Origin of the sequence: Poseidonibacter antarcticus (assembly GCF_003667345.1) — a bacterium.
Lineage (GTDB): Bacteria > Campylobacterota > Campylobacteria > Campylobacterales > Arcobacteraceae > Poseidonibacter > Poseidonibacter antarcticus.
The window spans coordinates 448393-472109 of record NZ_RCWF01000001.1; the positions used below are offsets into that span (position 1 = coordinate 448393).

Below are 23717 nucleotides of genomic sequence, written 5' to 3' on the forward strand. Positions count from 1 at the left end.
TATGAAAACTTTTTGGAATAAATTAGGTGATCAATATTTATCAAAAATCACACAAGGAACTTTAGATGTAATTTTTAGTGATGGTACAAAAAAAATATATGGAAATAATCAAGAACCAAAAGCTAAGCTTGTATTGAATAATGCAGATTTATTTAAAAGGTTAACTCTTTTTGGAGATATAGGTTTTGCAGAGAGTTTTATGGATAAAGACTTTGAATGTGATGATTTAACAGCTTTAATAAAAATTGGAATCATTAATTCACAAGAATTAGAAACAAAAAGTGAAGATGCAAAAAAATTTTCTCTTCATAATTTATTCCCAATAGTTAATAAATTAAAGCACTCTTTACGAAAAAATTCGAAAACACGTTCACAAAAAAATATTCAAGAACATTATGATTTATCAAATGAATTTTTTGAATTATTCTTAGATGATACAATGATGTACTCATCAGCTGTATTTGAAAAACCAGATGAACCTTTATTTGAAGCTCAAAAAAGAAAAATAGATATATTAGCAAAAAAACTAAATCTAAAAAAAGGTTCAAAAGTACTTGAAATTGGATCTGGATGGGGTGCTATGGCTATGCACTTGGTAAAAGAATATGATTGTGAAGTTACCACATTAACACTATCTAAAGAGCAAAAAAAACTTTGTGAAGGTAGATTCAAAGAACATAATATAGAAGAGTCAGTAAATGTAATGTTAAAAGATTATAGAGATATGCAAGGGCAATTTGATGCAGTAATTGCAGTTGAAATGTTTGAAGCAGTTGGACGTGAATATTTTGATGTATTCTTTAAAAAATGTGAAGAGTTACTAAATCCTAGTGGAATATTAGTAATGCAAATAATCACAATGCCAGATCAAAGATATAACGCATATTGTAAAGGTACTGATTTTATTCAAAAGTATATTTTCCCAGGAGGTCATCTTCCTAGTGTTGGAAAGATACTTGATGTTACTAGTAAAAATACAAAATTAAACCTTCTTCATATGGAAGAATATACAGAGCATTATGCAAAAACACTTAATATTTGGCATAAAAATTTCAATGCAAAAATTGAACACATTAAAAAATTAGGGTTTGATGAATATTTTGTTAGAATGTGGAAAATGTACCTTTGTTATTGTGAAGCAGCCTTTTTAACAAGAAATATTAATCTTGTTCAAGTTTCGTTTACTAGATATCAAAATACAGCTTTAAATTCAGGATTAGTAGAATGAAACTAAAACTGATACTTTTAATAGCTATATTTTTAATTTTTACAGGATGTTCAAAAATGCAAATAGAAGATTTTACAAATAAAAAACCAGAGTTTATTCCTCAAGAATATTTTAATGGTACGTTAAGAGCTTATGGATTAGTAAAAGATAGAAGTGGAAAAATTATTAGAACTTTTAAAGGTGAATTAATTGGTTCTTGGGATGAAAAGGGAATTGGAACATTAGATGAAAAATTTATATATGATGATGGAGAAAAACTATCAAGAATATGGAAATTAAAACCTACTGGAAAAAAAACTTTTGATGCAACAGCAGGAGATATTGTAGGTACTGCAAAAATGATTGCAAATGGAAATACAGTTATGATTGATTATATAATGGAAGTACCTTATAATGATTCGACTATTAATATTTCTGTAAAAGATTGGCTTCATTTACAAGAAGATGGTGTAATAATAAATCACTCTAAAATGAAAAAATTTGGATTCACAGTAGGTGAACTTATTATCACAATAATAAAAGATTAAAATAAGAAGATATCGTAAATTTTATAAGCTAATGAATACTTTGATTTGTTATAGAAAAAATAATTTCAATTTATAAAAAGGATAAAAAATGTTAAAAGAATTAGCAAATACAATACTTGGTGCTTCAGTAATAGCAAGACAAAAAATGGAAGAAGAATTAAAAGTATTAGAAGGTAAAGGAAAAATTAAAAAATCTGATGCAAAAGATTTAATGAAATCTTTTGAAAAAAAAGGCAAAGCAGAAAACAAACGAATTAAAAAACAAATGAAATCTATGATGAAAGAGATTATAAATGAGCTTGGCCTTGCTACAAAAAAAGATTTGATGAAACTAGAAGAAGAGTTGAAAAAAACCAAGTAAAGGATAAGTTATAAAATATTATTCACTATTAAGAGTTTATAGAGTTTTTACTTTTTTACTAACGGTTTATTTAGTTATTAAGAAAAAAAAGAGTTTTCTATTAATTACACCTCTTAAACCAAAAAAATTAAAATATACAATTGTTAGTCTTGGTGCTAGTTTTATAAAACTAGCTCAAGTTTTAGCAACTAGATCAGATTTTTTTTTAGAAGATTATTTAGAAGAATTAAAAGGTCTTCATGACCAAATTCCTGCAATGAAAGAAAAAGATTTTAAAGAAATTTATAATATATCTTTTAAAGATAAAGATATTTTTACAAGTTTTGAAGATATTCCAATTGCATCAGCATCTATTGGTCAAGTTCACAAAGCATATTTAAAAAATGGTAAAAAAGTTGCAGTTAAAATAAGAAGAAAAGGAATTAAAGAGCAAGTTTTAGCAGACATTAAAATCATAAGCTTTTTCAATACACTTTTTAAACCACTATTTTCTTCATATACAAAAAATTCAATTGAATCAGTAATTTCAGAATTCTCAAAAATGATTGTTGAAGAAGTAAGTCTTAATAAAGAAATGACAAATCTAAAAACATTCAAAAAAGTATACAAAAAGCAAAATATAAGATTTCCAAAAGCTTATGCAAAATATTCTTGTGATGATGCTCTAGTTATGAGTTTTGAAGAAGGTTTTAGATTTGATGACAAAGAAAATATATTAGGTCATAATATTGATTTCAAAGCTATTATTGCAAATCTTGTAGACTTTTATACAACACAAATGTTAATAAATGGATATTTTCATGCAGATCCACATCCAGGAAATTTATTAGTAAACAAAAAAGGTGAATTAATTTTACTTGATTTTGGAATGGTAAAGACAATTCCAAATGATAAAAGAATAGCTATTATTGAGCTTATTAAAGCTGCTAACGAACAAGATTATGAAACATATATAAGTGCCAGCAAAAGATTAGGAACGATTGCTTATGAAGCTCCTACAAGTGAATTAGCAGAATTTACAGCAAAAATGTTTGATATTTTCTCAAATAATAATCTAGATAGTGAATCAATGCAAAAACTTGCATTTGAAGTTTTAGAAAGTACAAGAGATTTACCTTTTAAACTTCCAAGTGATGCTATTTATATTTTAAGAGTAAGTGCTATTATTGAAGGATTAGGTACTACATATATTGAGAATTTCAATGGTGTAAAAGATATTCTTCCAATATTAACAAAAAATCTTCCAAAAGCATTAGGTGCTAAAGAGTCAATATCTGAAACAATTGTTGAAGAGGTAAAAGATCTACCATTTATGATAAAAAATTTAAAGACAGTTATTAGAAAAGCTAGTGAAGGTACTCTTGAAGTTGAGTTATCAAATAATCAGTTAGAGTTTATTGCAAATAGTACTAAAAAACTTTTAAAATCATATGCTATATCTCTTGGGCTTATTTTTGCATCAATTTTCTATGTATTGTATGGCTTTGAACCCAAAGAGGTTTCAATAGGACTTTTTTTATTAGGATTTGTAAGATTGATATATAAATAAGATATATTAGGATGGAAAGATTACTAGAATTAAGAAAAGACAAAGAAAATGCTTTGATTTTATTAAATGAATATACAAAACTCTCAAATATTGGTCAAAGTATGATTAATATGTCCCATCAATAGAAAGAACCAATTAATCATATATATTATGCAATGAATAATATATCTGCTGCAAAAGAGTTTAAAGACCCTAATTTATCACAAATAATTGATAATTCACTAGAACAAATAAAAACTACTACTACTTATATGTCAAAGACAGGAGAAAAATTTCTTGATTTATATGCAGATAAAAAAGGTATAGAGAATATTGATTTAAGTAATTCCATATCATCTTCTATAAAGATTTTTAAAAGTCAAATTGATTCATTAAATATAAAAATAATTACTGAAACAAAAAATAAATATACTTTATATTCAGATAAATATTTAATCTCCAATATATTTTTAATAATACTTGAAAATGCCATTAAAGTATTTAAAAGTAAAAATATAAAAAATCCATTTATAAAAATTGTAAGCACAAAAATAAACAAACAAATAATCATAACTATTAGTGACAATGCAGGAGGAATAAAAACAACTCCAATAAACAGTATTTTTGAGAAAGATTTAACTAGTTTAAAATCTAGTGGACTAGGACTATTCTTAGCAAAAAATATTCTAACTATGAAATTAGATGGTGAAATTTCTGTAGAAAATACTATAGATGGTGCTTGCTTTAAGATTATTTTTAATATTGGAAAAAATATTTAAAATATAAATAATTTTTCTTGTCCAATACGATACAGTGAAAAATCATACTTAATAGGGTCATTTATATCAAAACTTTTTAATTTTTCTGTGATTAACAATGCAGATTTTAAATCATAGGTTTTTCGTGTTAAAAGTCCTAGCTTTCTTGATACATTAAAGGTGTGTGTATCCAAAGGCAGTATCAAATCTTTTTTATCTATACCTTTCCATAATCCTAAATCAAGTTCATCATCTCTTACCATCCAACGTAAAAACATATTCCATCTTTTATATGGTGCATTTCCTATTTCTTTTATTTGTCCATTTTTATCTCTTTTTAAAGGACTTGAAACTAAAAATGTAAAACCTTGGGATTTATGATTTGCTATTTCATGTATTTGTTTTATTAGATAGTCTAAGCCTTCTAAAATAGAACTATTTTCTTTATATCCTTTTAGAAAAATCTCATTTAGACTACTTGTTTTTTTCATTTTTTTAAATGTTTTAAATATTATCTTTATATCTTCACTATTTTGAAATCTATAATAAAATGAGTCTAATTCTTTATCAATTTTTTCATCACTTGCATCTAAAAGTGAAAAATCTAAGCTATCTAGAAATTTTACAATCATACTGGCTTTTCCATAAGCAAATAAAGCACATAAAAGAATTATATATTCATCATCATATCTACTTGCTACCAAAAGTGGGTCTGGTTTGTCGTACGAGAGTTCATACTCTTTATTTCTTTGTTCAAATTCATTATCCAAAAGCTTTTTTATATTATTCATTATCTATCCATATTTTTGATTGGATATAATACCTTTAATTAAAGAAAAAGAGTGTTAAATGAAAAACATATTAATAACAGGATGTTCAACAGGTATAGGTTTAGAAACTGCATTGGTTTTAAAACATAATGGTTTTAAAGTATATGCAAGTGCTAGAGAAGATAAAGATGTAATCAAGCTTAAAAACTTAGGCTTTAATGCATTTAAAATTGATGTAAGAAACAAAGAGCAAATAGCTTCTGCACTTAGTACAATTTTAGAAAATGATAAAAGATTAGATGCAGTATTTAACAATGCAGGATTTGGGCAACCAGGTGCAGTTGAAGATCTAAGTACTGAAGTTTTAAAAGAACAGTTTGAAACAAACATATTTGGATTACACGAAGTTACAATTCAAGTAATGAAAATATTTAGAAAACAAGGTTATGGAAAAATAATACAACATAGTTCTGTTTTAGGGATTATTTCTTTAAAATTTAGAGGTGCTTATAATGCAAGTAAATATGCAATAGAAGGATTAACAGACACTTTAAGACAAGAAGTAATAGGCTCAAATATCTCTGTAAGTGTTATTAATACAGGTCCTGTAACTTCAAGTTTTAGAGAAAATTCTTTGAAGAATTTTAATGCAAATATTGATATTGAAAATAGTTATTTTAGCAAGCTTTATAAAAAAGAGTTAAAAAAGAGATTAGAATCGACAAAAGACAATACACCTTTCAATCTTCCAGCATCTTCTGTTGCAAATGTGGTATTTAAAATTATGAATACAAAAAAACCAAAACCTAGATATTATGTTACAAAAGCAACATATATTCTAGGATTTTGTAAGAGAATTTTTTCAACTTCAATTATGGATAAAATATTAAATAAAATGTAAGAAGATAAGCTTTTAGCTTTTCTTCATATTTGAAATCAATTCTTTAATAGATTTCTCAATTGAGTCTATTAATGCTTTTTCTAAAACCATTTTATTATTTAATAAACTATTTTCTTTATATGAAAAAGATTCATTTACTACACTATCTGAATATATAACATCACTATTTTTGTTTAATATTTCTAAATCAATATAAACTTTTAAGTTCGCATTAGAACTAAACATTGATTTATCAATTAAAAACTTTGGAATAAATAAATGAACTGTATAATTAGCTCCAAATGGAACAAATTTGTTTTGATAGTACTCATCATTTTTCATTTGTTGAGAAAATTCATTTTTTATAATATTTGATAATGAAATATTATGTAATGCAATACTTCTTTCTAAATCCAAAGCTTCATCATTTGAAATTTCTGGACGGATTGTTGTGCCCATACTAACTCCGACATGCCTAGATATACTACTTCCAACACCTAATCCAATAGAAAAAGGACTTGGAACTGTTTGAGGTGTCGATAAAATTACAACATTTTTGTATAAAGAAAAAGAATTCATTTGCTCATTTATTTTAAGTTCATTTTTTGAAGAACATGCAGTGAAAACTAATAACGGTAATAAAAAAAGTATTTTAAAAAAGTAAGTCATGATAAATATCCTTATTATTTTAAGAGTTTTGAATTTCTTTTGTATTAAATTTACTTTGTAAAAAATCTGAAATCTGAATAAGCGAAAATGTAATTAAAAATATCATTAAACCAGGGAAAAAACTAACCCACCAAGCTATATCAATTACACTTTTTCCATCACTTAATAATGAACCCCAAGACATTTGAGGTGGATTTATACCAAGTCCTAAAAAAGAAAGACCAGATTCAGCTAAAATCGAACCCCCTACTCCAAAAGTAAAAGATATAAGAAATATTGGAGCTAATAAAGGTGAAAAATATTTAAATATGATTTTAAAAGTAGAAACATTTGATAGTTTTAATATTTTAATATAAGGTTTATTTCCTATTGCAAAACTTTCACTTCTTATAAGCCTAGCCATTCCCATCCATCCTGTAATTGAAATTACAATGATTAAAATAACAGATGAAGCTTGAATATATGAAACCAAAGCTAAAAGTAAAAAAAATGTAGGAAATGTTAAAAATAAATCTATTACTATAGTTATAGTTTTATCAATATTTCCTTTGAAATATCCTGCATTTATTCCAATAAACAAACCAACTAGCGAAGATATACTAGCTGCTAAAAAGCCAATTATAAGTGAAGTTTGTCCACCTTCAAGGATTCTAGCTAATACATCCCTACCTAATCTATCTGTTCCAAATAGATGTTCTAAAGATGGACTAGTTAGAATTTTCAAGGGATTTAATTCATAAGGAGATACTGTATAAAAAAATGGCAATATAAAAACTAATCCAATTAAAGAAACTATTAAATATGTCGCAAATTTATACATTTTTTCTACCTATGAATAAGTATAATATGAAAGTGTACTTTTACCAAACTTCTTAGTTTTACTTAAAGTAAATTTACCAAGTGTATTTGGAATTTCTAAAGTTGTAACATGCTCTATAATAATCATAAAAATATTTTCATTTTCTATTTCTTCAATCATTTTAAAAGATTTTGCATAAATATCATCCATACCATCTCTAAAATCAAAAGGAGGATCTACATAAAGTATAATTTCATCATTTGAACTTTTCAAAGATTCTAAAATAGAAGGTGTTTGAACAAAAGTATCTCCAATAATTGTTTGACATTTATTCATATCAATTGCTTTACAATTTTTTACAAGAATATTATATGAACCTTTATCTAATTCTACAAAATATGCTTTTTTAGCATCCCTTGAAACTGCTTCAAGACCAATAGATCCAGAACCTGCAAAAGCTTCTATGAATATTTTATCAATAATATCAAACTGTAAAACATTAAATAAAGACTCTTTAAGTCTTGATTTAGACGATCTTGTAACATCTAATGAAGGTAAAGCTATTGTTTTACCTTTATATTTTCCTGCAATAATTTTTGTTGTTGGCGTATTTATTTTCATTTTCTCTTTTTCTCTTTTTCTCTTTTATCTAGCGTAAGATTGAGCTCTTAATTCTCTAATTACATTTACTTTTATTTCACCTGGATATTGAACTTTTTCTTCAATTTCTTTTGCTATTTCACTAGCTAAAATAACAGCTTCATCATCGTTTACTAATTGTGCTTTTACAATAACTCGAACTTCACGTCCTGCATTAATTGCAAAGGCATTTAAAACTCCTGTTTTTGAAGTTGAAATATTTTCTACTTCTTCCACTCTTTTTAAGAAACTTTCCAATACTTCTCTTCTTGCTCCTGGTCTTGCAGCACTTAAAGCATCCGCAGCACAAACAGCTGCACTTTCTACATTTATAGGTTCTTCATGACCGTGATGTGCATAAATAGCATTTATTACAGTATCAGGTTCATCATATCTTCTACAAATTTCAGCACCTAGGTCTACGTGAGAACCTGGCATTTCATGAGTTAAAGCTTTTCCAATATCATGTAATAATCCAGCACGTCTTGCTAAAATTGCATCTCCACCCATTTGAGCAGCTAATAATCCAGCTAAATGTGATACTTCTAAAGTATGAGCTAAGGCATTTTGTCCATAAGATGCTCTATATCTAAGTCTTCCAACTAATTTGATAAGTTCAGGATGCATTGTTTTAATACCAAGTTCTAGTATTACATCTTCACCCTCTTTTAAAATATTAGCATCAAACTCTTTTTTCACTTTATTAAAAATCTCTTCAATTCTTGCTGGTTGAATTCTACCATCTTCTAATAAATCTTTAATAGTTCGTGTAGCAATAGCCCGTCTATAAAGGTTAAATGAAGAAATAGTAATAGTATTTGGAGTATCATCAATAATAATATCTACACCTAATAACATTTCAAGAGCTTTAATATTTCGTCCCTCTTTACCAATAATCTTACCCTTTGTTTCATCATCTTTAATTGGTAAATTATTGATTAATCGCTCAGCTGCAAACTCTCCTGCATATCTTGTAACTGCATGAGATAGCATATTATTAATTTCATTTTTTGTATTTGCCTCTGCAATTTTATATTTTTTTCTAAAAATTGAAGCTATTTGTGCTCTTGAATCTTCTTTAACTTTTTTAATCATTAATTCTTTAGCCTCATCAACTGTAAGACCACATGCATTTTCAAGAATTTTTATCGCTTCCAAAGTTTTTACTTCATAAGTTTTTCTTTGTTTTTCTAAACCCTCTTTAATTGTTGTTATTTTCTTGTTTTTTTCAATAATCTCTTCTTTTTCAGATTTAATTATTCCTAGTTCTTTTTCAAGATGTTCGTTTAATTCTTTTTCTTTTCTCTCAATTTTTGCAAGCATAGATTCATAATCACGTCTTGCATTTCTAAACTCTTTATCACACTCAACTTTTGCTTTTAACTGCGAATCTTTTAAAGAAACTTCAGCCTCATGCTCAATCACTTTTGCTTTTGCTTTTGCTTGTTCAATAAACACTTGAAACTTAGCTCTATCAATTTTTCTAACAATTATTATGCTTGATACTGCACTAATAAATGCTATTACAATACATCCAATAATATATTCCATATTCAAAACCTTAATTAGTTATTATATAATCTGCTTGAATATCGTAACTTTCAGATAAAATTTTGTCACTTTGACAAAGTATTAATTGTGTAAAAACTAGTGTTGGTTTATAAGATAATCTACCAAAAAATCTATCATACATTCCTTTTCCAAAGCCAATTCTCTTAGCAATAGCATCTACTCCCACAATAGGTACTATGGCTAAATCAATTTGCGCTGCTTTAAAAAAAGAGTTATTCGTTTCTTCTATTCCAAATTTCTTTTTTTGTAGAGGTAATCTATATTTAACTATCTTAAAACTATCACCTTCCATATAAGGAACATAAACATTTTTATTTTTTATTTTTCTTAATTTATTTATTAATGGTTTAACATCAACTTCTATACCTAAAGGTATATATAATAAAATATTTTTTGCTTTGCTTCTATTTATAAAATTTTCTAATTTTTTAAGGACAATTTTGTCTTTATAATACTTTGAAGTTACACTTGTAAACTTTAATCTTTTTATACACGATTTTCTAAAATCACTTTTGTGATTTAATTCCATTTTTAAGCCTCACTTAGGTAAAATTCCTACCCAACAAATAATTTTACCCAAAGGAATTAAAATGCAGTTTAAAACATTAGCATCTTTATCAATTTTATCAATTTTATTTTTTACAGGATGTGATTCAAAAACAGATGGTGAACAATCAAATAAAACAGATACTAAAAAAGAAGTAACAGTAAAAAAAGACTTTGTATTAAAAACAACAGATAATTTAGATTTAAATGTAAAAATTCAAGGAGATAAAATAATTTTCAAAGATTATCCTGAAAAAATTATATTATTAAACTTTTTTGCAACATGGTGTCCACCTTGTAAAGCAGAGATTCCTAATTTAGTTAATCTACAAAATAAATATGCAAATGATTTAAAAATAGTTTCAGTTTTATTAGAACAAGATAAATCAAATGAAATTATAAATGAATTTATAAATAAATATAAAATTAATTATCAAGTGACAAATAGTGATGAGAATTTTGCATTATCAACAGGATTAGGAGAAATAAAATCAATTCCAACTATGATTTTAATTGATAAAGATTCAACAATATTTCAAAAATATGTAGGAATTGTTCCTTCTGAAATGATGGAAATTGATATCAAAAAAATTCTTGAGAAATAAAGGTAAGTAATGTTTAGTTTTTTTAAAAAGAAAAAGAAAGAAGAACCAAAAGAAGAACTTCCCAAAGAAGTTATAGAAGAAAAGATTGAAGAAAAAGTTCAAGAAATTGTAGAAGAAGTAAAAGAACTTGAAAAAGAAGTGGTTGAAGAAGTAAAAGAAAAAATAATTGAACCTATTAAAGAAGAAATAAAAGAAGTAGAAGAGAAAAAAGGTTTCTTTTCAAGAGCTTTAGAAAAAACATTTTCAAGTATTAAAACAGTTATTCCAACAAAAAAAGAAAAAATTGATTTTGATGATATTGAAGAAATGCTAATTGAAGCAGATATGGAATATGAAATTATTGAAAAAGCAATGGATGGATTACCTGCTGAAATTACAAGAAAACAGTTAAGACACAGACTTGTAATGCTTTTTGAACATGCACCTGATGTTGATTTAAGTAATTTACCAAAACCATTTGTAAGACTTATTATTGGAGTAAATGGAGCTGGTAAAACTACAACAATCGCTAAATTAGCCTATAAAGCTAAACAAGATGGGAAAAGTGTGATTTTAGGAGCTGGAGATACATTTAGAGCAGCTGCAATTGAACAACTTTCAACATGGGCCGATAGATTAGATGTTCCAATTATCAAAACAAAACAAGGTCATGACTCTTCAGCTGTAGCTTATGATACTATTTCATCAGCAATTGCAAAAGACATTGATAATGTAATTATTGATACAGCAGGACGATTACAAACACAAAAAAATCTTAATAATGAACTTATTAAAATTGTAAAAGTTTGTTCAAAAGCAAAAGAAAATGCTCCACATCAAAAACTAATGATTTTAGATGGAACACAAGGAAATACAGCAATCGCACAAGCAAAAGCTTTTAATGAAATGGTTGGTATTGATGGAATTATTGTTACAAAACTTGATGGAACTGCAAAAGGTGGAGCATTATTTTCTATTTCAAATCAACTTGAACTTCCAATATTCTTTGTAGGAGTTGGTGAACAAAAAGAGGATTTAATCGAATTTAGTCCTGATGCATTTGTAGATTCACTATTAGATGAGATTTATACAGAAGAAAAATAGTTAAAAAAAAGAGGTAAAGTTTGGGATTTTTAAACTCAAAAACAAATAGATATTTATTTGCCATAATAGTAATTGCCTCTTTTACTATTTTTTTAGTTTTCTATTTCCTAAATAACTTAAACAATAGCAATAGACTTATAAATAAATTAGAAAATGCCCTAACAACTACAAAAAATCTTTTTGAAGAACAAAAGAGATATGCTTTATCTTTATCTATTTTACTCTCTGAGGATAAAACAATTATTGACAGTTTTATAAAAAAAGATAGAAAAAAAAGCTTTCAAATCGTTAATACGAAAATCAAGACCTTAAAACAATTACAAAATAGTACTCTTGAAATCCAAATACATAATAAAAATTTAACAACATATATTAGAAGTTGGGATATAAATACAAAGAACCTAAATTTAGCATCTTTTAGACAAGGTTTAATAAAAGTAGCAAAAGAGAAAAAACCTATTGTATCTATTGAATTAGGAGAGAGATTAAATATCAAAGCTATTTCTCCTATAATTGAAAACAATGAATATTTAGGTTCAGTTGAAGCTATTATAGATTTTGATTATTTATCACATGAACTTGCTAAAAAAGGTTATGAGCTATTTGTATTATTAGATAAAGAATACTTAAATATTGCAAGTGAATTAAAAAATAAAAAAAGAATAAAAGACTATATTCTTATAAATAAAGCTAATATTCATCACTTAAATAATTTAGATTTAGATAATATTAAAGATTATGGATATATTTCAAATGAAAATTACTCCTTTGCTTATTTCTCATATTATGGTTTAGATAATAAGCATTTAGGATATATTTTCACAGGAATTGATAATAATAAGCATTTAGATATCAGTAATGATTATAAATATGAAACTATATATATCAACTCTAAGGTTAAAATTAAATGAGACTTTTACTGCTAGAAGATAATTTAGATTATAAAGATACTATTAAAGAGTATTTAGAATCCTTAGGATATCAAATTGATGATTTTGAAGATGGCGAAGATGCATTAAATGCTATTTATATAAATAAATACCATTTATTAATTTTGGATATAAAAGTTCCATCTTTAAGTGGATATGAACTAGTAAAAACAATTAGAGAAGATAATAACAATACTCCTGTAATTTATATAACTTCTCTTACTGATATAAATAATCTAAGCTTAGGATATGAATTAGGTTGTAATGACTATATAAAAAAACCTTTTTCACCTAAAGAATTAAAATATAGAATTGAACAACTTATAAAACTATTTTATACTGATGAAAGTTCTGATCAAATCAAATTAAAACCTAATTTTACATATAACATTTTAAAAAGAGAACTTTTTATAAATAATACTTTGATTAACTTAACAAAAAAAGAAAAAAGAGTAGTTTTTTGTTTAGTATCAAATAAGAATCAATTTGTAAGTATAGATAAACTAAGAAATGACGTATGGGAAGATAAGTATATTTGTGAAGCAGATATTAGAGTTTGTATTAAAAAAATTAGAGATAAAACTTCAAAAGAATTTATTATAAACCAAAGAGGCATAGGATATAAAATTGATAGAGAAAAGTAAAAACTTTATTCTAAAAATTTCTATTTTTTATACTGGAATATTTTTTATATTTATTGCTATTCCTACATACTTTTATACTAATTTAGAATTAGAAAATTATAAAAATACTCAAAATAGACTATTAATAGAGCATGCTCAAATAATACAAAGAGCAATTTATGACTTCTCAAACTCTAAAAGTGATACTTTTATTTTTCCAAAATCTTTTAAATTTGAAGCAACTTTATTAACAAAAGATAAAAAAGTAATATATCAAACAAGAAATCTAAATGTAAATAGTAACTTGAAAATGTCTATAGAAGTAGAGCTCTCAAATAATAGATTAAATTCAAAATATCTTCAACTTAGCAAAAAAATCTCTTTTGATGAAGTATATTTCAAAATTCTTATCTTAAGTCTTGGTATTGGGCTTTTTATTTTCATTTCTATTTATTTTGTTATAAAAGCAAGTGTTGAACCTTATAAAAAAGCAAATGAATATTTAGATGCTTTTTTCAATGATGCAATGCATGAACTAAAAACCCCACTTGGAATCATACAACTAAATCTTGAAATACTTGAAAATAAGCAAAAAAAAGCAAAAGAACTTGAGCGTTCAATAAATGCTACAAAAAATCTTTTTTTAGTCTATGAAGATATTGAATATTTAATAAAACAAAAAAGAGTTCAATACAATAAAGAAGATATAGATTTTACAAATATATTAAAACAAAGATTAGATCAATTTGAAAGCTTAGCAAGTCCCAAAAGTATTAAATTCAATGTAAATATAGAAGAGAATATAAATTTAATAATAAATAGAACACATATTCTAAGAATTATTGATAATACACTTTCAAATGCAATAAAATATTCATTTAAAGAAACTATAATCACAATTAATTTAATAAAAAAAGAAAACCATATTATTTTCAGTGTCCATAATTATTCAAATCCAATAAAAAATAAGAAAAATATTTTTATGAGATATGAAAAAGAAAACCATATAAAAGGTGGTTTTGGAATAGGACTAAATATTATAAAAAATATTTGTCAAGAAAATAATATTAATATATTTTTAGATTCTACAGAAAAAGATGGAACAACTTTCAAATATATTTTTTTTAAATAAGACTTATTTTATACTTAATTATAACTTAAAACATACACTTTAAAATATACACTAAAGTAACTCTTTAAATGTAAAATAATTTTATATAAAAAGGAGTTACTGTGAAACTTAACAAAAAAAGATTAATTCTTATTTCAACTTTATTGACAACTGTTTTTTCTTCAAGTGTTTTTGCTTTTGATAAAAAAGAGTTACAAAAAAGAAGTGATAGAGGATTTGAACAACCTAAAATGGAATATGTAGTTCCAGATATGAAAGATTTACCTGATAATCAATATGGGAAATTAGTTAAATATGGTAAAGAACTTATTGTTCATACATATAAATATATAGGACCTGAAGTTGAAGATGCAAGTATGAGATATACAGGAAATAATAATGCATGTCAAAACTGTCACTTAGATGCAGGAACAAAAAAGTATTCTGCTCCTTTTGTAGGAACTTTTGGTGCATTTCCTCAATATAGACCAAGAGAAGATGGTATTGGAACTTTAAGTGCAAGAATAAATGGATGTATGCAAAGAAGTATGAATGGATACTCTTTACCAACAGAAGGTAAAGAAATGAAAGCCATGAAAGCTTATATGCATTGGTTAAGTCAAGCTTATCCTGTAGGAGGAGCAAAACTTGAAGGTAGAAGATTAACTAAAATTGATAGAGAAATGGTGAAAACTACTAAGGCAGATGTTGTAAATGGTGAAAAAGTTTATTCACAAAATTGTGCATCATGTCATGGAGCAAATGGTGAAGGAATTAAAAATCCTGGACGTGCAAATGGTTATATGTTCCCAAAATTATGGGGAAGTGACGATACTTACAATAAAGGTGCAGGAATGTATAGATTATTAAAATCTGCTGACTTTATTAAAGCAAATATGCCTCTAGGTGCAACAAAAGAAAACCCTATATTAACAGATAAAGAAGCATATGATGTTGCTGCATTTATGAATCAAGATAGTCATTATAGACCAGAAAAAATCAATAGAACTTCTGATTTTCCAGATGATATTGTAAAAGCTCCTGATGTTTATAGACCAAATATGGAAACTATAGAACATCAATTTGGACCTTTTGGTAAACTAATGAAATAAATAAAATAGCCAAGAAAATAGAAAAAACTATGAAAGTAAAATAGTTTTTCTATTTTTTGCTAAACTTCTTAAAATATTTACTAAAAAGTATTTCTCTCTAAATCATTTTCAATCTTAAAAAAATAATAAGTAATCATAAAATTCTCTAGAATAACTGTTGATAAATATATCTTTCTAGAAAGTTAGTTTTAAGTTAATAGATGTTACATTTAATTATATCTTTCTAGAAAGACAGTATTCAAAGGACGTAAATTCTATATTACAGCTTTTGCAGTTAAATATTATCAATTGTGGCTGTACTTTTAGGAATATACATGTTCTTTAATCCAGATTTTCAATTTGAAAATCCAAAAACAATAATTACTGAATATATATTTTCAGTGATAAATTAAAAAAGATTTAAAGTAAAAAAGGAACGAAGATGAAAATAAATACACTATCAATAGTAGTAGCACTATTAGTATCAGGAAGTGCAGTTTATGGACAAAGTGATGTAAATCAAGACCAAACAATTTATCAAATTGCAAAAAGATTAAATAATTATACTCGCCCTATAACTTTTACTCCTACAAAAGCAATAGCAGTAAATGGTTCAATTACAGAAAATATTGTTACAACAACACAAAATATAGTAAATAAAGAAGCACCTTTTCTTAAAAAAGGTATCGTAAAACCAGTAGGTGAGGATCAATTTAGTGCATGGGAAGCTGTAAGTGATGAAAGGGGAGCAGGTCATAATCAAACTGCTCCAAATCCTTTGACTTATTATGCAGCAGGATCAGCTTCAAGTTTATTAACTCAAGTTGAAAGAGCTATTCAAGTTATGGGTTTAGATGTGAAAGATGTAAAAGTAGAATCAGAAATATTTTTTAGATGGTCTGATACTATGAGTGATAAATGGTCTGGATACACAGATAAAGTTGTATCAAATATATTAATTTCAAGTAATGAACCAGCTTCAAAAATAAAAGAATTAAAACAAATGGCAATTAAAGCATGGGCAGTGGGAGAAGGTTTAGCAAATAAATCTACTATTGATGTAGGTATTCAAGTAAATACGGATAATTGGGCAGGATTACAAGCACACCTAGGAAAAGTAGGAACTCCACTATCAAAAGATAATGGTCAAATAATCACTAACATCACACCTGATTTAAATAATGTACTTCAAACAATTAAAGTTAAAGATGATTTCTCTATAGATATGCATAAATTTCCAAGTTCAATGGCATTTAGTGAAATTGTAATTGCGCAATCTGCAAATGATAAAACAAGACCATTTATGCATAAAATTAGAGCAAAATCATTAACTGAAAACTATGCAACTTGGGAACTTTATACTGATGATAGTCGTGGATATGAAGGAATAGATAAAGCACCAACGTCAAGAGATTACTTTACTTTAGGAACATCTTTTTGTTTAATGAGTCAATTAACTGCAGCTAAGGGTTACTATCATCAAAAAGGGATTAATATAGATAACTATAGAGTTGAACATCAATTTGATTATGTTCAAGATAATTTTATGACCCCTTCTATGAATGGTCATCTTGATAATGTTATTACAAAAGTTATTGTGACAAGTGATGCAAAAAAAGAAGAGTTAGTTAAATATGCTAAACAAGCACTTAGTATGTGTTTTGCAGGAGAAGGTATCCAAAATGAAACTGAGATGGAAACGAGTGTTTATTTAAATGGAAAAGTTGTCAAATAAATGAATAAAATATTAGATAACAAAACACTAAAAAAGATTTTTGTAATGATTGGGATGATGAGTCTAATAGGAGGTACTTTTATTGCTATTATGACTTATGCCAATATTGGATTTTCGAATAAGTTCTTCTTCACATGGTATAGCTCACTATTTTTTGCAATACTTGTAATGATGCCACTTGGTGCAATCATAATGATTATTTCAAATAAAATAGTTAAAATAAGTATCCCTAATCAAAAAGAAATTTTACAAAATATAGCCATTGGAATTCTTATGGCTTTATCAATGGAAGCAATAATGGCAGTAGTGACAACTATAAATATACATGGATACTCAGATTTCAATCTGTTTTCATCTTTTTGGTTAAAGAGTTATTTACTGGCACTTCCATTTGCTTTAGTAATGTCTCCAATGATGACCATTCTTGTTAAACCAAAATTAGATGCGTATTTAGCTAAATAAAAAATAAATATTAGGAGAAAGAATGAAAGGTAATTTATATAAGTTTACAATTGAGCATTTAGAAGATGCAAAAGGCAATGATCTTGAAGCAAATCCTTTAGTATTTGAAACAAAAAATCATGATGATATTTTTAAAATTGTAGAACAAATGGAAGGCAAGATGCAACTTGATAATCAAGATACAAAAGCATTACTTATTGGTTTAAAATTGTTTAGTGAAGTTATGTTGAAAAATAAGGATTCCAAACCTTTTAAAGAACTACTTCCCCACTTCAAAAACTTTATGAAAGAATTAAAAAAGAAATAAAAGGACAAATATATAATTATGCTCTTATGAAACTATAAGTGTATATGTACAAAAAAAATGGAAAAGTTATCAAATAAATTAAAATAAGAAGATAAAACTATCTTCTTATTATTAAGATAAAAAAGAATTAATCTTTCTAAAATATTTTTCAATTCCTACAAAAGAATGATTCCCACCCTCTTCTATTATCAAATTTGTTTCTTCAAGCTTTTCAGCGGCTTCTTCATAATCTAAAATTTCATCTTCATCTTGAAGTAAAGTTAAAAAGTTTTCAGGATTTTTGATAATCAAAACTTCATAATTTCGTAAAGATTGAGAATGAGAATGATTAAATTCAAACTTTGAATTATCATAATAAGATGTTGCTAATTCATATTCATCTTTTCTATAATTTTCTAATGTAATCCAAGGATAAACAGCAGGATTTATTAATACAGCTTTTAGATTATATTTATTTGCAAGATATAAACTATAAAAACCACCTAATGAAGAACCTATCAAAGATACCTTTTCACCTCTATTCAAAAAAGCCTCTATCAGCTGTTCTAGTGTAGCTATTGCTAAATTTGGTATTGTTGGAAGTGTTGGTGTAATTATCTCATCTTCAAAGTATTCTAAGAATTTTTGGGCTTTTACTCCAAAACCTGCACTTGCGAAACCATGTAAGTAAATTATCATTTAATTTTTTCCTAATTGTTTTATTATATAATTTTTCAATATTACTACAAAAAGGTTAAATATGAAATTATATACTTATTTTTTTATTGCAATTTTATTTTCAATAAACTTATATGCACAAACATTTACAATAAATTTAGAAAATGATGTCGTAGATGGAGATGACAATCATTATACAAATGGTACTTCATTTATGTATTTAAGCAATAAAGATACAAATGATTTAGAAAAATATGATAGTAAATTTTTTAAATACATTACTTCAATACCCACTTTTACACAAGATACAAAATACCAATCTTTTGGTATCGCCTATTCACAACTTGCATTTACTCCAGATGATTTAAAAAGAAGTGACAAAATAGTTGGAGATGTACCCTATGCAGGTGTTATAACTTTAGATTTTGCACTTTTTAAATGGAATGAAAATTTATTTCATCAATATATGTTAACAATAGGAATGGTAGGACCTAGTACAAAAACAGCAGAGTTTCAAAAAGGCTATCATGATATAACAGGAAATACAAAACCTGAAGGTTGGGATAATCAATTAAAAGATAATTTTTTATATAACTTTGCCTATTCATTTGGATATAAAAACTTCAAAAAAAGTTTTAGCTATGGAAAAATGGATATAATAAGTAGTGTTAGAATAGATCTTGGGAATTATAATAGAGCAGCAATGGTTGGAACTATGTTGAGATATGGGAATAACTATCCAGATACATTTAATACAGTAGGAAGACTTATAGGATCTAATGAGAATAATCTTTTAAATATAGACTCAAAAACAAATAAAGACTTTGGATGGGCGTTATCTTATGGTTTAGGGTACACATATACTGATTATTTTTATATAAATGATTATGATAAATCATATGAACTAGACAAAATAGAAGGTACACTTACACAACTAATTTCAATTGATACTTTTTATGATGATTTTTTATTATCATTCAATTTTAAAACTTCAAAATTAATTTTTACAAATGAAAATAGTACAAGAGAAAATTGGGGTGGAGTTAGCTTAACTTATATTTTTTAAATTTTATATACAAGGATAAATATTGAATACCAAAAGTAAATCATTTATTGAAGATACTTTAATTTTACTAGTAATAGGAGCTTTATTATATGGCTTATACTCTTTCTTTTTTGGATCTGAAGATATTACAGATAACTCATTTGAGAATCAAACTACTATTGAAAAGAAAATTGACATAAAGAAAAAAGAACCTGTAATAATAAATGAAGAACAAAAAATTATTACTACTACAGAAGATGAAAATCAAGAAGTAGAAGAAATAAAAACAATAAAATCTCTAGAAAATCTTCCAAAAGAAATAAAAGAGAAAGTAAAAGAAGTTCAAGAAGAAGTAATAATAGAGAAACTTCCAGAAGAAATCAAAGAAGAAATCTCAACTCCAATAACTATAGGAGAATTTTATAAATCAATAGAAGACAAAATCTATTCAAATATATCAAGAGATGTAGATAAAAGCCTAATAAACAATATAAGTGAAGTAAATATAAGATTAACTATCTTAAAAAATGGGAAATATCAACAATTAAAATATATGGATGGAAACAAACAATACTACAACTTGATTAAACCATCAATTTTAAAAGTATTTCCTCTTGAGATTGATGATTCATTAAAATATAAATTTCCAAGATATTTCAGAATGAAAGTAAAACCTTAAGTTTTACTCTCACCCCGTAAAGCAGTTCTAGCTGCTTTATCTACGATATTAAATACCTCATCAATATCATTTTTTAAGCTATTTTTTTTATGCCCTTTTACCTTAATAAACTCACAATTATATTTTTCTAAAAGCTTGAAAAAATCTCTATAAAGTTCACTATTGTTCAAAAGCTTACCCGAACTAGAATGATAATCCAAAGCTTGTAATTTTTCTTTTCTATGCAAAAGCCCAATAATATTTTGACAATCAGTATAAATCTCAATAGTAGAATCAATGATATTTATATCACTCAAAGCCCAAAGAAGTGTTTGTATTTCCAATTTTGTTGAAGAAGTATTTTCAAATCTTTTTAAAATAACATTTGATTTTAAATCATCTAAATTTTTCAAATTATCATCTGTAAGTAAAAGATAAGCACCAAAACCTATTTTTTTCTGAGGATTTACACTTCCATCTGTAAAGAGTTTTATTTTTTTCATATTATATATTATCCAATGTATTTAAATATTGTTTATTTGAAATTAGAGGAACAATTATAAGAAGGTTAATATATAGAAAAGAACTTTGGAGGAGTCGAACCTCCCTCTAGAATTACTTACAATTAATTTCTTAGTTCCCCGAAGCATAAAAGTTCATTATAAATTTAGTGCTTTATACCTTATTCTATCTAATACTTTTTGTTGTAAGATTAAAACATGTGATAATGCTTTATTATATCGTTTATATTCTTTAGTATTATTATTCATCTCTATTAACATATAACTAATTTTAATTTCTGCATTACTTAATAATATATGAATAGAATCATATTTTTTGATTTTCCCATATAATTTAACTAGCTTATCATATAAGTGTACAGATGTAGGATTATTTGCTGTAGCTAATAACAATATTTCAATTGAATCCTCCACTGAAATATTCTTTGTAAGTTGGTTTAATATTTCTATACTTTTTGATTTATGAAATTTTACATTTGATGCAAAACTCATGTTACTTCCAATATTTTTCTTTTTAGGTAAATGATCTTTACATATAATTTTATGATGAATAATACCATTTTTTTTATTTACAATTAATTGATTACCATTAGGCAAATATAAAAAAATAAACTTTTTTACTTTTTCACTTATAAAATTTGTATTCATTAGTTGCCAAATACTTAATCCAATTACAGATGAAAAACTAATTAAAAAAATTCTACGAGGTAAAATAGTTTTTAAGTTACAATATTTTTTAAATGAATTTTCTTTTTTAAATTGTAAAATAACATTCTTATTGACTAAAATAATAATCAATGTAGTAACTATTATTCCAATTGATGTAACTATTGAATTAACTGAATCTATAAAATCGTAAATTATCATATTGAATAAACAATATTTTTCATAGTATTATCTTCATAATGATTATTTCCTTTAATATAATTGTTCTAAATTTCTAAGTATCTGATAATAGCTATTTAATCTTCAATCTTGATTATTCCTTTTTTGTCTATTTACATTTCTTGCACTTATTATTTTAATAATTTCTTCGCCATCATCTGTAAAAAATAGATTAACAATGTCAATCATTAAAAATATTACATATTGAAATATTTTTAGATACATAAAAATATATTAGATATTATTTTAGTAAACCTTTTTTCATGAAATAACTAGGTAAATAATCTAAAGTCTTTTACTATCATTACCTATACAGTAAAAGAATTAAACAAAAATGATATAAAATCACCTTTAGATTTTTAAGGAAAATAAATGGCAAAGAAAAAAACATCACTATTTGAATGTCAACACTGTGGAGAACAAGCTACAAAATGGTTAGGAAAATGTCCTAGTTGTGGTTCTTGGGATTCTTTTATTGAGTTAAATCAAGACCAACAAGAAGTGATAAAACAAACTTCAAAAGTAAGAGATACAAAAACAAAAGCAACTCCAATTACTCAAATCAAACAAGATAATGTAGTTAGATTTTCTTCTAACAACGATGAGTTTGATTTAGTTTTAGGTGGAGGAATAGTTCCAGGAAGTCTTACTTTGATTGGGGGAAGTCCTGGGGTTGGTAAGTCTACTTTACTTTTAAAAGTTGCAGGTTCTATAGCAGCTGGTGGGAAAAAAGTTTTATATGTATCAGGTGAAGAAAGTGCTGGTCAGATAAAACTACGAGCTAATAGACTTGATGCAAATCACGATGATGTATATTTATTAAGTGAGATTAAACTAGAAGAGATACAAGACGAGCTTTTAAGAGTAGATTATGAAGTTGTGATTATTGATTCTATTCAAACAATTTATTCTTCAAATCTTACATCTGCACCAGGAAGTGTTTCGCAAGTGCGAGAGATTACTTTTGAGCTTATGAGAAAAGCAAAAGAATCAGATATTGCAATGTTTATAATAGGTCATATCACAAAAGATGGAAGTATAGCAGGACCTAGGGTTTTAGAACATATGGTTGATACTGTTTTATATTTTGAAGGTGAATCTTCAAAAGAGTTACGAATGCTTCGAGGTTTCAAAAATAGATTTGGTTCAACTTCTGAAATTGGTATTTTTGAAATGACAGCTGAGGGTTTAATATCTGCAAAAGATATTGCTTCAAAGTTTTTTGATAAATCAAAAGCTCAAAGTGGTTCAGCTTTGACAATTACTATGGAAGGAAGTCGTGCTTTAATACTTGAAGTTCAAGCTTTAGTAACAGAAAGTACCTATCCAAATCCAAAAAGAAGCGCAACAGGATTTGATGCAAATAGATTAAATATGCTTTTAGCCCTACTTGAAAAGAAAATTGATTTACCTCTAAATACTTATGATGTATTTATAAATATTTCAGGTGGTATAAAAATCAAAGAAAGTTCTGCGGATTTAGCTGTTGTTGCTGCTATTATTTCATCATTTAGAGATAGACCTATTTCAAAAGAGTCTGTATTTATTGGTGAAGTTTCACTAACTGGTGAGATTAAAGATGTTTATTCTATTGATATGAGATTAAAAGAAGCACAAGCACAAGGAATCAAAAAAGCAGTAATTGCTCAAAAAACAAAACTAAAACTTAATCTAAAAGAGTTTCCAGTAGATGAAGTTACAAAAATGATAGAACTATTTTAAAATAGT

At 25.9% G+C, this 23717-nt stretch carries 27 protein-coding genes; 18 read left to right on the plus strand and 9 right to left on the minus strand.

Annotated features, from left to right (window positions below; genetic code table 11):
* Nucleotide 1 precedes the first annotated feature (1 nt).
* The 5 genes from D9T19_RS02245 (at nucleotide 2) to D9T19_RS02265 (ending at nucleotide 4423) form a co-directional block, all read left to right on the plus strand.
* Nucleotides 2-1228: an SAM-dependent methyltransferase gene (locus D9T19_RS02245; protein WP_121626565.1), complete on the plus strand. Its 1227-nt coding sequence runs from the start codon at nucleotides 2-4 to the stop codon at nucleotides 1226-1228.
* A complete protein-coding gene (locus D9T19_RS02250) occupies nucleotides 1225-1755 on the plus strand; it encodes a DUF3833 domain-containing protein (protein ID WP_121626566.1) in 531 nt (176 codons plus the stop codon). Before D9T19_RS02245 ends, D9T19_RS02250 begins: the two co-directional genes overlap by 4 nt.
* A gap of 88 nt (nucleotides 1756-1843) precedes the next feature.
* Nucleotides 1844-2116, plus strand: a complete 273-nt coding sequence (locus D9T19_RS02255; RefSeq protein WP_121626567.1) for a hypothetical protein — start codon at nucleotides 1844-1846, stop codon at nucleotides 2114-2116.
* A gap of 10 nt (nucleotides 2117-2126) precedes the next feature.
* Nucleotides 2127-3665: an ABC1 kinase family protein gene (locus tag D9T19_RS02260; protein WP_121626568.1), complete on the plus strand. Its 1539-nt coding sequence runs from the start codon at nucleotides 2127-2129 to the stop codon at nucleotides 3663-3665.
* A gap of 155 nt (nucleotides 3666-3820) precedes the next feature.
* A complete protein-coding gene (locus D9T19_RS02265; RefSeq protein ID WP_121626569.1) occupies nucleotides 3821-4423 on the plus strand; it encodes a sensor histidine kinase in 603 nt (200 codons plus the stop codon).
* Here D9T19_RS02265 and D9T19_RS02270 read toward each other — a convergent pair.
* A complete protein-coding gene (locus tag D9T19_RS02270) occupies nucleotides 4420-5193 on the minus strand; it encodes a TIGR02757 family protein (RefSeq protein WP_121626570.1) in 774 nt (257 codons plus the stop codon). The two genes, D9T19_RS02265 and D9T19_RS02270, sit on opposite strands and share 4 nt — an antisense overlap.
* Nucleotides 5194-5251: 58 nt before the next feature.
* Between D9T19_RS02270 and D9T19_RS02275 the strand changes: the two genes are divergently transcribed.
* Entirely contained in the window at nucleotides 5252-6073 is an 822-nt protein-coding gene (locus D9T19_RS02275; RefSeq protein ID WP_121626571.1) for an SDR family NAD(P)-dependent oxidoreductase, read from the plus strand.
* Nucleotides 6074-6085: 12 nt separating this feature from the next.
* On the opposite strand, the gene D9T19_RS02280 is transcribed toward D9T19_RS02275, so the two are convergent.
* The 5 genes from D9T19_RS02280 to D9T19_RS02300 are packed head-to-tail and all read right to left on the minus strand — an operon-like array spanning nucleotide 6086 to nucleotide 10260.
* A complete protein-coding gene (locus D9T19_RS02280; protein WP_121626572.1) occupies nucleotides 6086-6721 on the minus strand; it encodes a hypothetical protein in 636 nt (211 codons plus the stop codon).
* Between the two features lie 19 nt (nucleotides 6722-6740).
* Nucleotides 6741-7541 carry an ABC transporter permease gene (locus D9T19_RS02285; protein ID WP_121626573.1) on the minus strand — a complete coding sequence of 267 codons (801 nt, stop codon included), beginning with the start codon at nucleotides 7539-7541 and terminating at the stop codon, nucleotides 6741-6743.
* 9 nt (nucleotides 7542-7550) lie between these two features.
* Entirely contained in the window at nucleotides 7551-8141 is a 591-nt protein-coding gene (rsmD, locus tag D9T19_RS02290; RefSeq protein ID WP_121626574.1) for a 16S rRNA (guanine(966)-N(2))-methyltransferase RsmD, read from the minus strand.
* A gap of 24 nt (nucleotides 8142-8165) precedes the next feature.
* Nucleotides 8166-9710, minus strand: coding sequence for a ribonuclease Y (rny, locus tag D9T19_RS02295; protein ID WP_121626575.1), 1545 nt, complete (start codon nucleotides 9708-9710; stop codon nucleotides 8166-8168).
* Nucleotides 9711-9720: 10 nt separating this feature from the next.
* Complete coding sequence (locus D9T19_RS02300) at nucleotides 9721-10260, minus strand: 5-formyltetrahydrofolate cyclo-ligase (RefSeq protein ID WP_121626576.1); 540 nt, start codon at nucleotides 10258-10260, stop codon at nucleotides 9721-9723.
* Nucleotides 10261-10321: 61 nt separating this feature from the next.
* Here D9T19_RS02300 and D9T19_RS02305 point away from each other — a divergent pair, with 61 nt between their 5' ends.
* The 9 genes from D9T19_RS02305 (at nucleotide 10322) to D9T19_RS02345 (ending at nucleotide 18223) form a co-directional block, all read left to right on the plus strand.
* Nucleotides 10322-10882: a TlpA family protein disulfide reductase gene (locus D9T19_RS02305; RefSeq protein ID WP_121626577.1), complete on the plus strand. Its 561-nt coding sequence runs from the start codon at nucleotides 10322-10324 to the stop codon at nucleotides 10880-10882.
* 9 nt (nucleotides 10883-10891) lie between these two features.
* Nucleotides 10892-11965, plus strand: coding sequence for a signal recognition particle-docking protein FtsY (ftsY, locus tag D9T19_RS02310; RefSeq protein WP_121626578.1), 1074 nt, complete (start codon nucleotides 10892-10894; stop codon nucleotides 11963-11965).
* A gap of 20 nt (nucleotides 11966-11985) precedes the next feature.
* On the plus strand, nucleotides 11986-12876 hold the full coding sequence (locus D9T19_RS02315; RefSeq protein ID WP_121626579.1) for a cache domain-containing protein: 891 nt from the start codon (nucleotides 11986-11988) through the stop codon (nucleotides 12874-12876).
* Complete coding sequence (locus D9T19_RS02320) at nucleotides 12873-13538, plus strand: response regulator transcription factor (RefSeq protein ID WP_121626580.1); 666 nt, start codon at nucleotides 12873-12875, stop codon at nucleotides 13536-13538. Before D9T19_RS02315 ends, D9T19_RS02320 begins: the two co-directional genes overlap by 4 nt.
* The gene (locus D9T19_RS02325) at nucleotides 13522-14649 is read left to right on the plus strand and encodes a sensor histidine kinase (RefSeq protein ID WP_121626581.1); all 1128 of its coding nucleotides are present in this window, start codon (nucleotides 13522-13524) and stop codon (nucleotides 14647-14649) included. Before D9T19_RS02320 ends, D9T19_RS02325 begins: the two co-directional genes overlap by 17 nt.
* Before the next feature lie 101 nt (nucleotides 14650-14750).
* Nucleotides 14751-15740 carry a c-type cytochrome gene (locus D9T19_RS02330; protein ID WP_228197947.1) on the plus strand — a complete coding sequence of 330 codons (990 nt, stop codon included), beginning with the start codon at nucleotides 14751-14753 and terminating at the stop codon, nucleotides 15738-15740.
* Between the two features lie 421 nt (nucleotides 15741-16161).
* Entirely contained in the window at nucleotides 16162-17454 is a 1293-nt protein-coding gene (locus D9T19_RS02335; RefSeq protein ID WP_121626582.1) for an OsmC family protein, read from the plus strand.
* Nucleotides 17455-17916: a DUF2798 domain-containing protein gene (locus D9T19_RS02340; RefSeq protein ID WP_121626583.1), complete on the plus strand. Its 462-nt coding sequence runs from the start codon at nucleotides 17455-17457 to the stop codon at nucleotides 17914-17916.
* Nucleotides 17917-17938: 22 nt separating this feature from the next.
* Nucleotides 17939-18223 (plus strand): DUF3861 domain-containing protein, encoded by a 285-nt coding sequence (locus tag D9T19_RS02345; RefSeq protein WP_121626584.1) that lies wholly within the window; start codon nucleotides 17939-17941, stop codon nucleotides 18221-18223.
* Nucleotides 18224-18334: 111 nt separating this feature from the next.
* On the opposite strand, the gene D9T19_RS02350 is transcribed toward D9T19_RS02345, so the two are convergent.
* Nucleotides 18335-18901, minus strand: a complete 567-nt coding sequence (locus D9T19_RS02350) for a YqiA/YcfP family alpha/beta fold hydrolase (protein ID WP_121626585.1) — start codon at nucleotides 18899-18901, stop codon at nucleotides 18335-18337.
* 61 nt (nucleotides 18902-18962) lie between these two features.
* Here D9T19_RS02350 and D9T19_RS02355 point away from each other — a divergent pair, with 61 nt between their 5' ends.
* Nucleotides 18963-19946 (plus strand): lipid A deacylase LpxR family protein, encoded by a 984-nt coding sequence (locus D9T19_RS02355; protein WP_121626586.1) that lies wholly within the window; start codon nucleotides 18963-18965, stop codon nucleotides 19944-19946.
* A gap of 22 nt (nucleotides 19947-19968) precedes the next feature.
* A complete protein-coding gene (locus tag D9T19_RS14485) occupies nucleotides 19969-20604 on the plus strand; it encodes a hypothetical protein (protein WP_162984525.1) in 636 nt (211 codons plus the stop codon).
* On the opposite strand, the gene D9T19_RS02360 is transcribed toward D9T19_RS14485, so the two are convergent.
* Nucleotides 20601-21086: a ribonuclease HI gene (locus D9T19_RS02360; RefSeq protein ID WP_121626587.1), complete on the minus strand. Its 486-nt coding sequence runs from the start codon at nucleotides 21084-21086 to the stop codon at nucleotides 20601-20603. The genes D9T19_RS14485 and D9T19_RS02360 overlap by 4 nt on opposite strands.
* Before the next feature lie 156 nt (nucleotides 21087-21242).
* Nucleotides 21243-21971 carry a hypothetical protein gene (locus tag D9T19_RS02365; RefSeq protein ID WP_121626588.1) on the minus strand — a complete coding sequence of 243 codons (729 nt, stop codon included), beginning with the start codon at nucleotides 21969-21971 and terminating at the stop codon, nucleotides 21243-21245.
* A 390-nt stretch (nucleotides 21972-22361) separates the two neighbouring features.
* On the opposite strand from D9T19_RS02365, the gene radA reads away from it, so the two are divergent.
* Nucleotides 22362-23711 carry a DNA repair protein RadA gene (gene radA, locus D9T19_RS02370; RefSeq protein ID WP_121626589.1) on the plus strand — a complete coding sequence of 450 codons (1350 nt, stop codon included), beginning with the start codon at nucleotides 22362-22364 and terminating at the stop codon, nucleotides 23709-23711.
* The last annotated feature ends 6 nt before the right edge of the window (nucleotides 23712-23717 follow it).

Excerpts from the sequence above, each read along its gene's own strand:
- D9T19_RS02245 (WP_121626565.1), top strand. The coding sequence starts at position 2 with ATGAAAACTTTTTGGAATAAATTAGGTGATCAATATTTATCAAAAATC.
- D9T19_RS02250 (WP_121626566.1), top strand. The coding sequence starts at position 1,225 with ATGAAACTAAAACTGATACTTTTAATAGCTATATTTTTAATTTTTACA.
- D9T19_RS02255 (WP_121626567.1), top strand. The coding sequence starts at position 1,844 with ATGTTAAAAGAATTAGCAAATACAATACTTGGTGCTTCAGTAATAGCA.
- D9T19_RS02265 (WP_121626569.1), top strand. The coding sequence starts at position 3,821 with ATGAATAATATATCTGCTGCAAAAGAGTTTAAAGACCCTAATTTATCA.
- D9T19_RS02270 (WP_121626570.1), bottom strand. The coding sequence starts at position 5,193 with ATGAATAATATAAAAAAGCTTTTGGATAATGAATTTGAACAAAGAAAT.
- D9T19_RS02275 (WP_121626571.1), top strand. The coding sequence starts at position 5,252 with ATGAAAAACATATTAATAACAGGATGTTCAACAGGTATAGGTTTAGAA.
- D9T19_RS02280 (WP_121626572.1), bottom strand. The coding sequence starts at position 6,721 with ATGACTTACTTTTTTAAAATACTTTTTTTATTACCGTTATTAGTTTTC.
- D9T19_RS02285 (WP_121626573.1), bottom strand. The coding sequence starts at position 7,541 with ATGTATAAATTTGCGACATATTTAATAGTTTCTTTAATTGGATTAGTT.
- rsmD (WP_121626574.1), bottom strand. The coding sequence starts at position 8,141 with ATGAAAATAAATACGCCAACAACAAAAATTATTGCAGGAAAATATAAA.
- rny (WP_121626575.1), bottom strand. The coding sequence starts at position 9,710 with ATGGAATATATTATTGGATGTATTGTAATAGCATTTATTAGTGCAGTA.
- D9T19_RS02300 (WP_121626576.1), bottom strand. The coding sequence starts at position 10,260 with ATGGAATTAAATCACAAAAGTGATTTTAGAAAATCGTGTATAAAAAGA.
- D9T19_RS02305 (WP_121626577.1), top strand. The coding sequence starts at position 10,322 with ATGCAGTTTAAAACATTAGCATCTTTATCAATTTTATCAATTTTATTT.
- ftsY (WP_121626578.1), top strand. The coding sequence starts at position 10,892 with ATGTTTAGTTTTTTTAAAAAGAAAAAGAAAGAAGAACCAAAAGAAGAA.
- D9T19_RS02320 (WP_121626580.1), top strand. The coding sequence starts at position 12,873 with ATGAGACTTTTACTGCTAGAAGATAATTTAGATTATAAAGATACTATT.
- D9T19_RS02335 (WP_121626582.1), top strand. The coding sequence starts at position 16,162 with ATGAAAATAAATACACTATCAATAGTAGTAGCACTATTAGTATCAGGA.
- D9T19_RS02340 (WP_121626583.1), top strand. The coding sequence starts at position 17,455 with ATGAATAAAATATTAGATAACAAAACACTAAAAAAGATTTTTGTAATG.
- D9T19_RS02345 (WP_121626584.1), top strand. The coding sequence starts at position 17,939 with ATGAAAGGTAATTTATATAAGTTTACAATTGAGCATTTAGAAGATGCA.
- D9T19_RS02350 (WP_121626585.1), bottom strand. The coding sequence starts at position 18,901 with ATGATAATTTACTTACATGGTTTCGCAAGTGCAGGTTTTGGAGTAAAA.
- D9T19_RS02355 (WP_121626586.1), top strand. The coding sequence starts at position 18,963 with ATGAAATTATATACTTATTTTTTTATTGCAATTTTATTTTCAATAAAC.
- D9T19_RS02360 (WP_121626587.1), bottom strand. The coding sequence starts at position 21,086 with ATGAAAAAAATAAAACTCTTTACAGATGGAAGTGTAAATCCTCAGAAA.
- D9T19_RS02365 (WP_121626588.1), bottom strand. The coding sequence starts at position 21,971 with ATGATAATTTACGATTTTATAGATTCAGTTAATTCAATAGTTACATCA.
- radA (WP_121626589.1), top strand. The coding sequence starts at position 22,362 with ATGGCAAAGAAAAAAACATCACTATTTGAATGTCAACACTGTGGAGAA.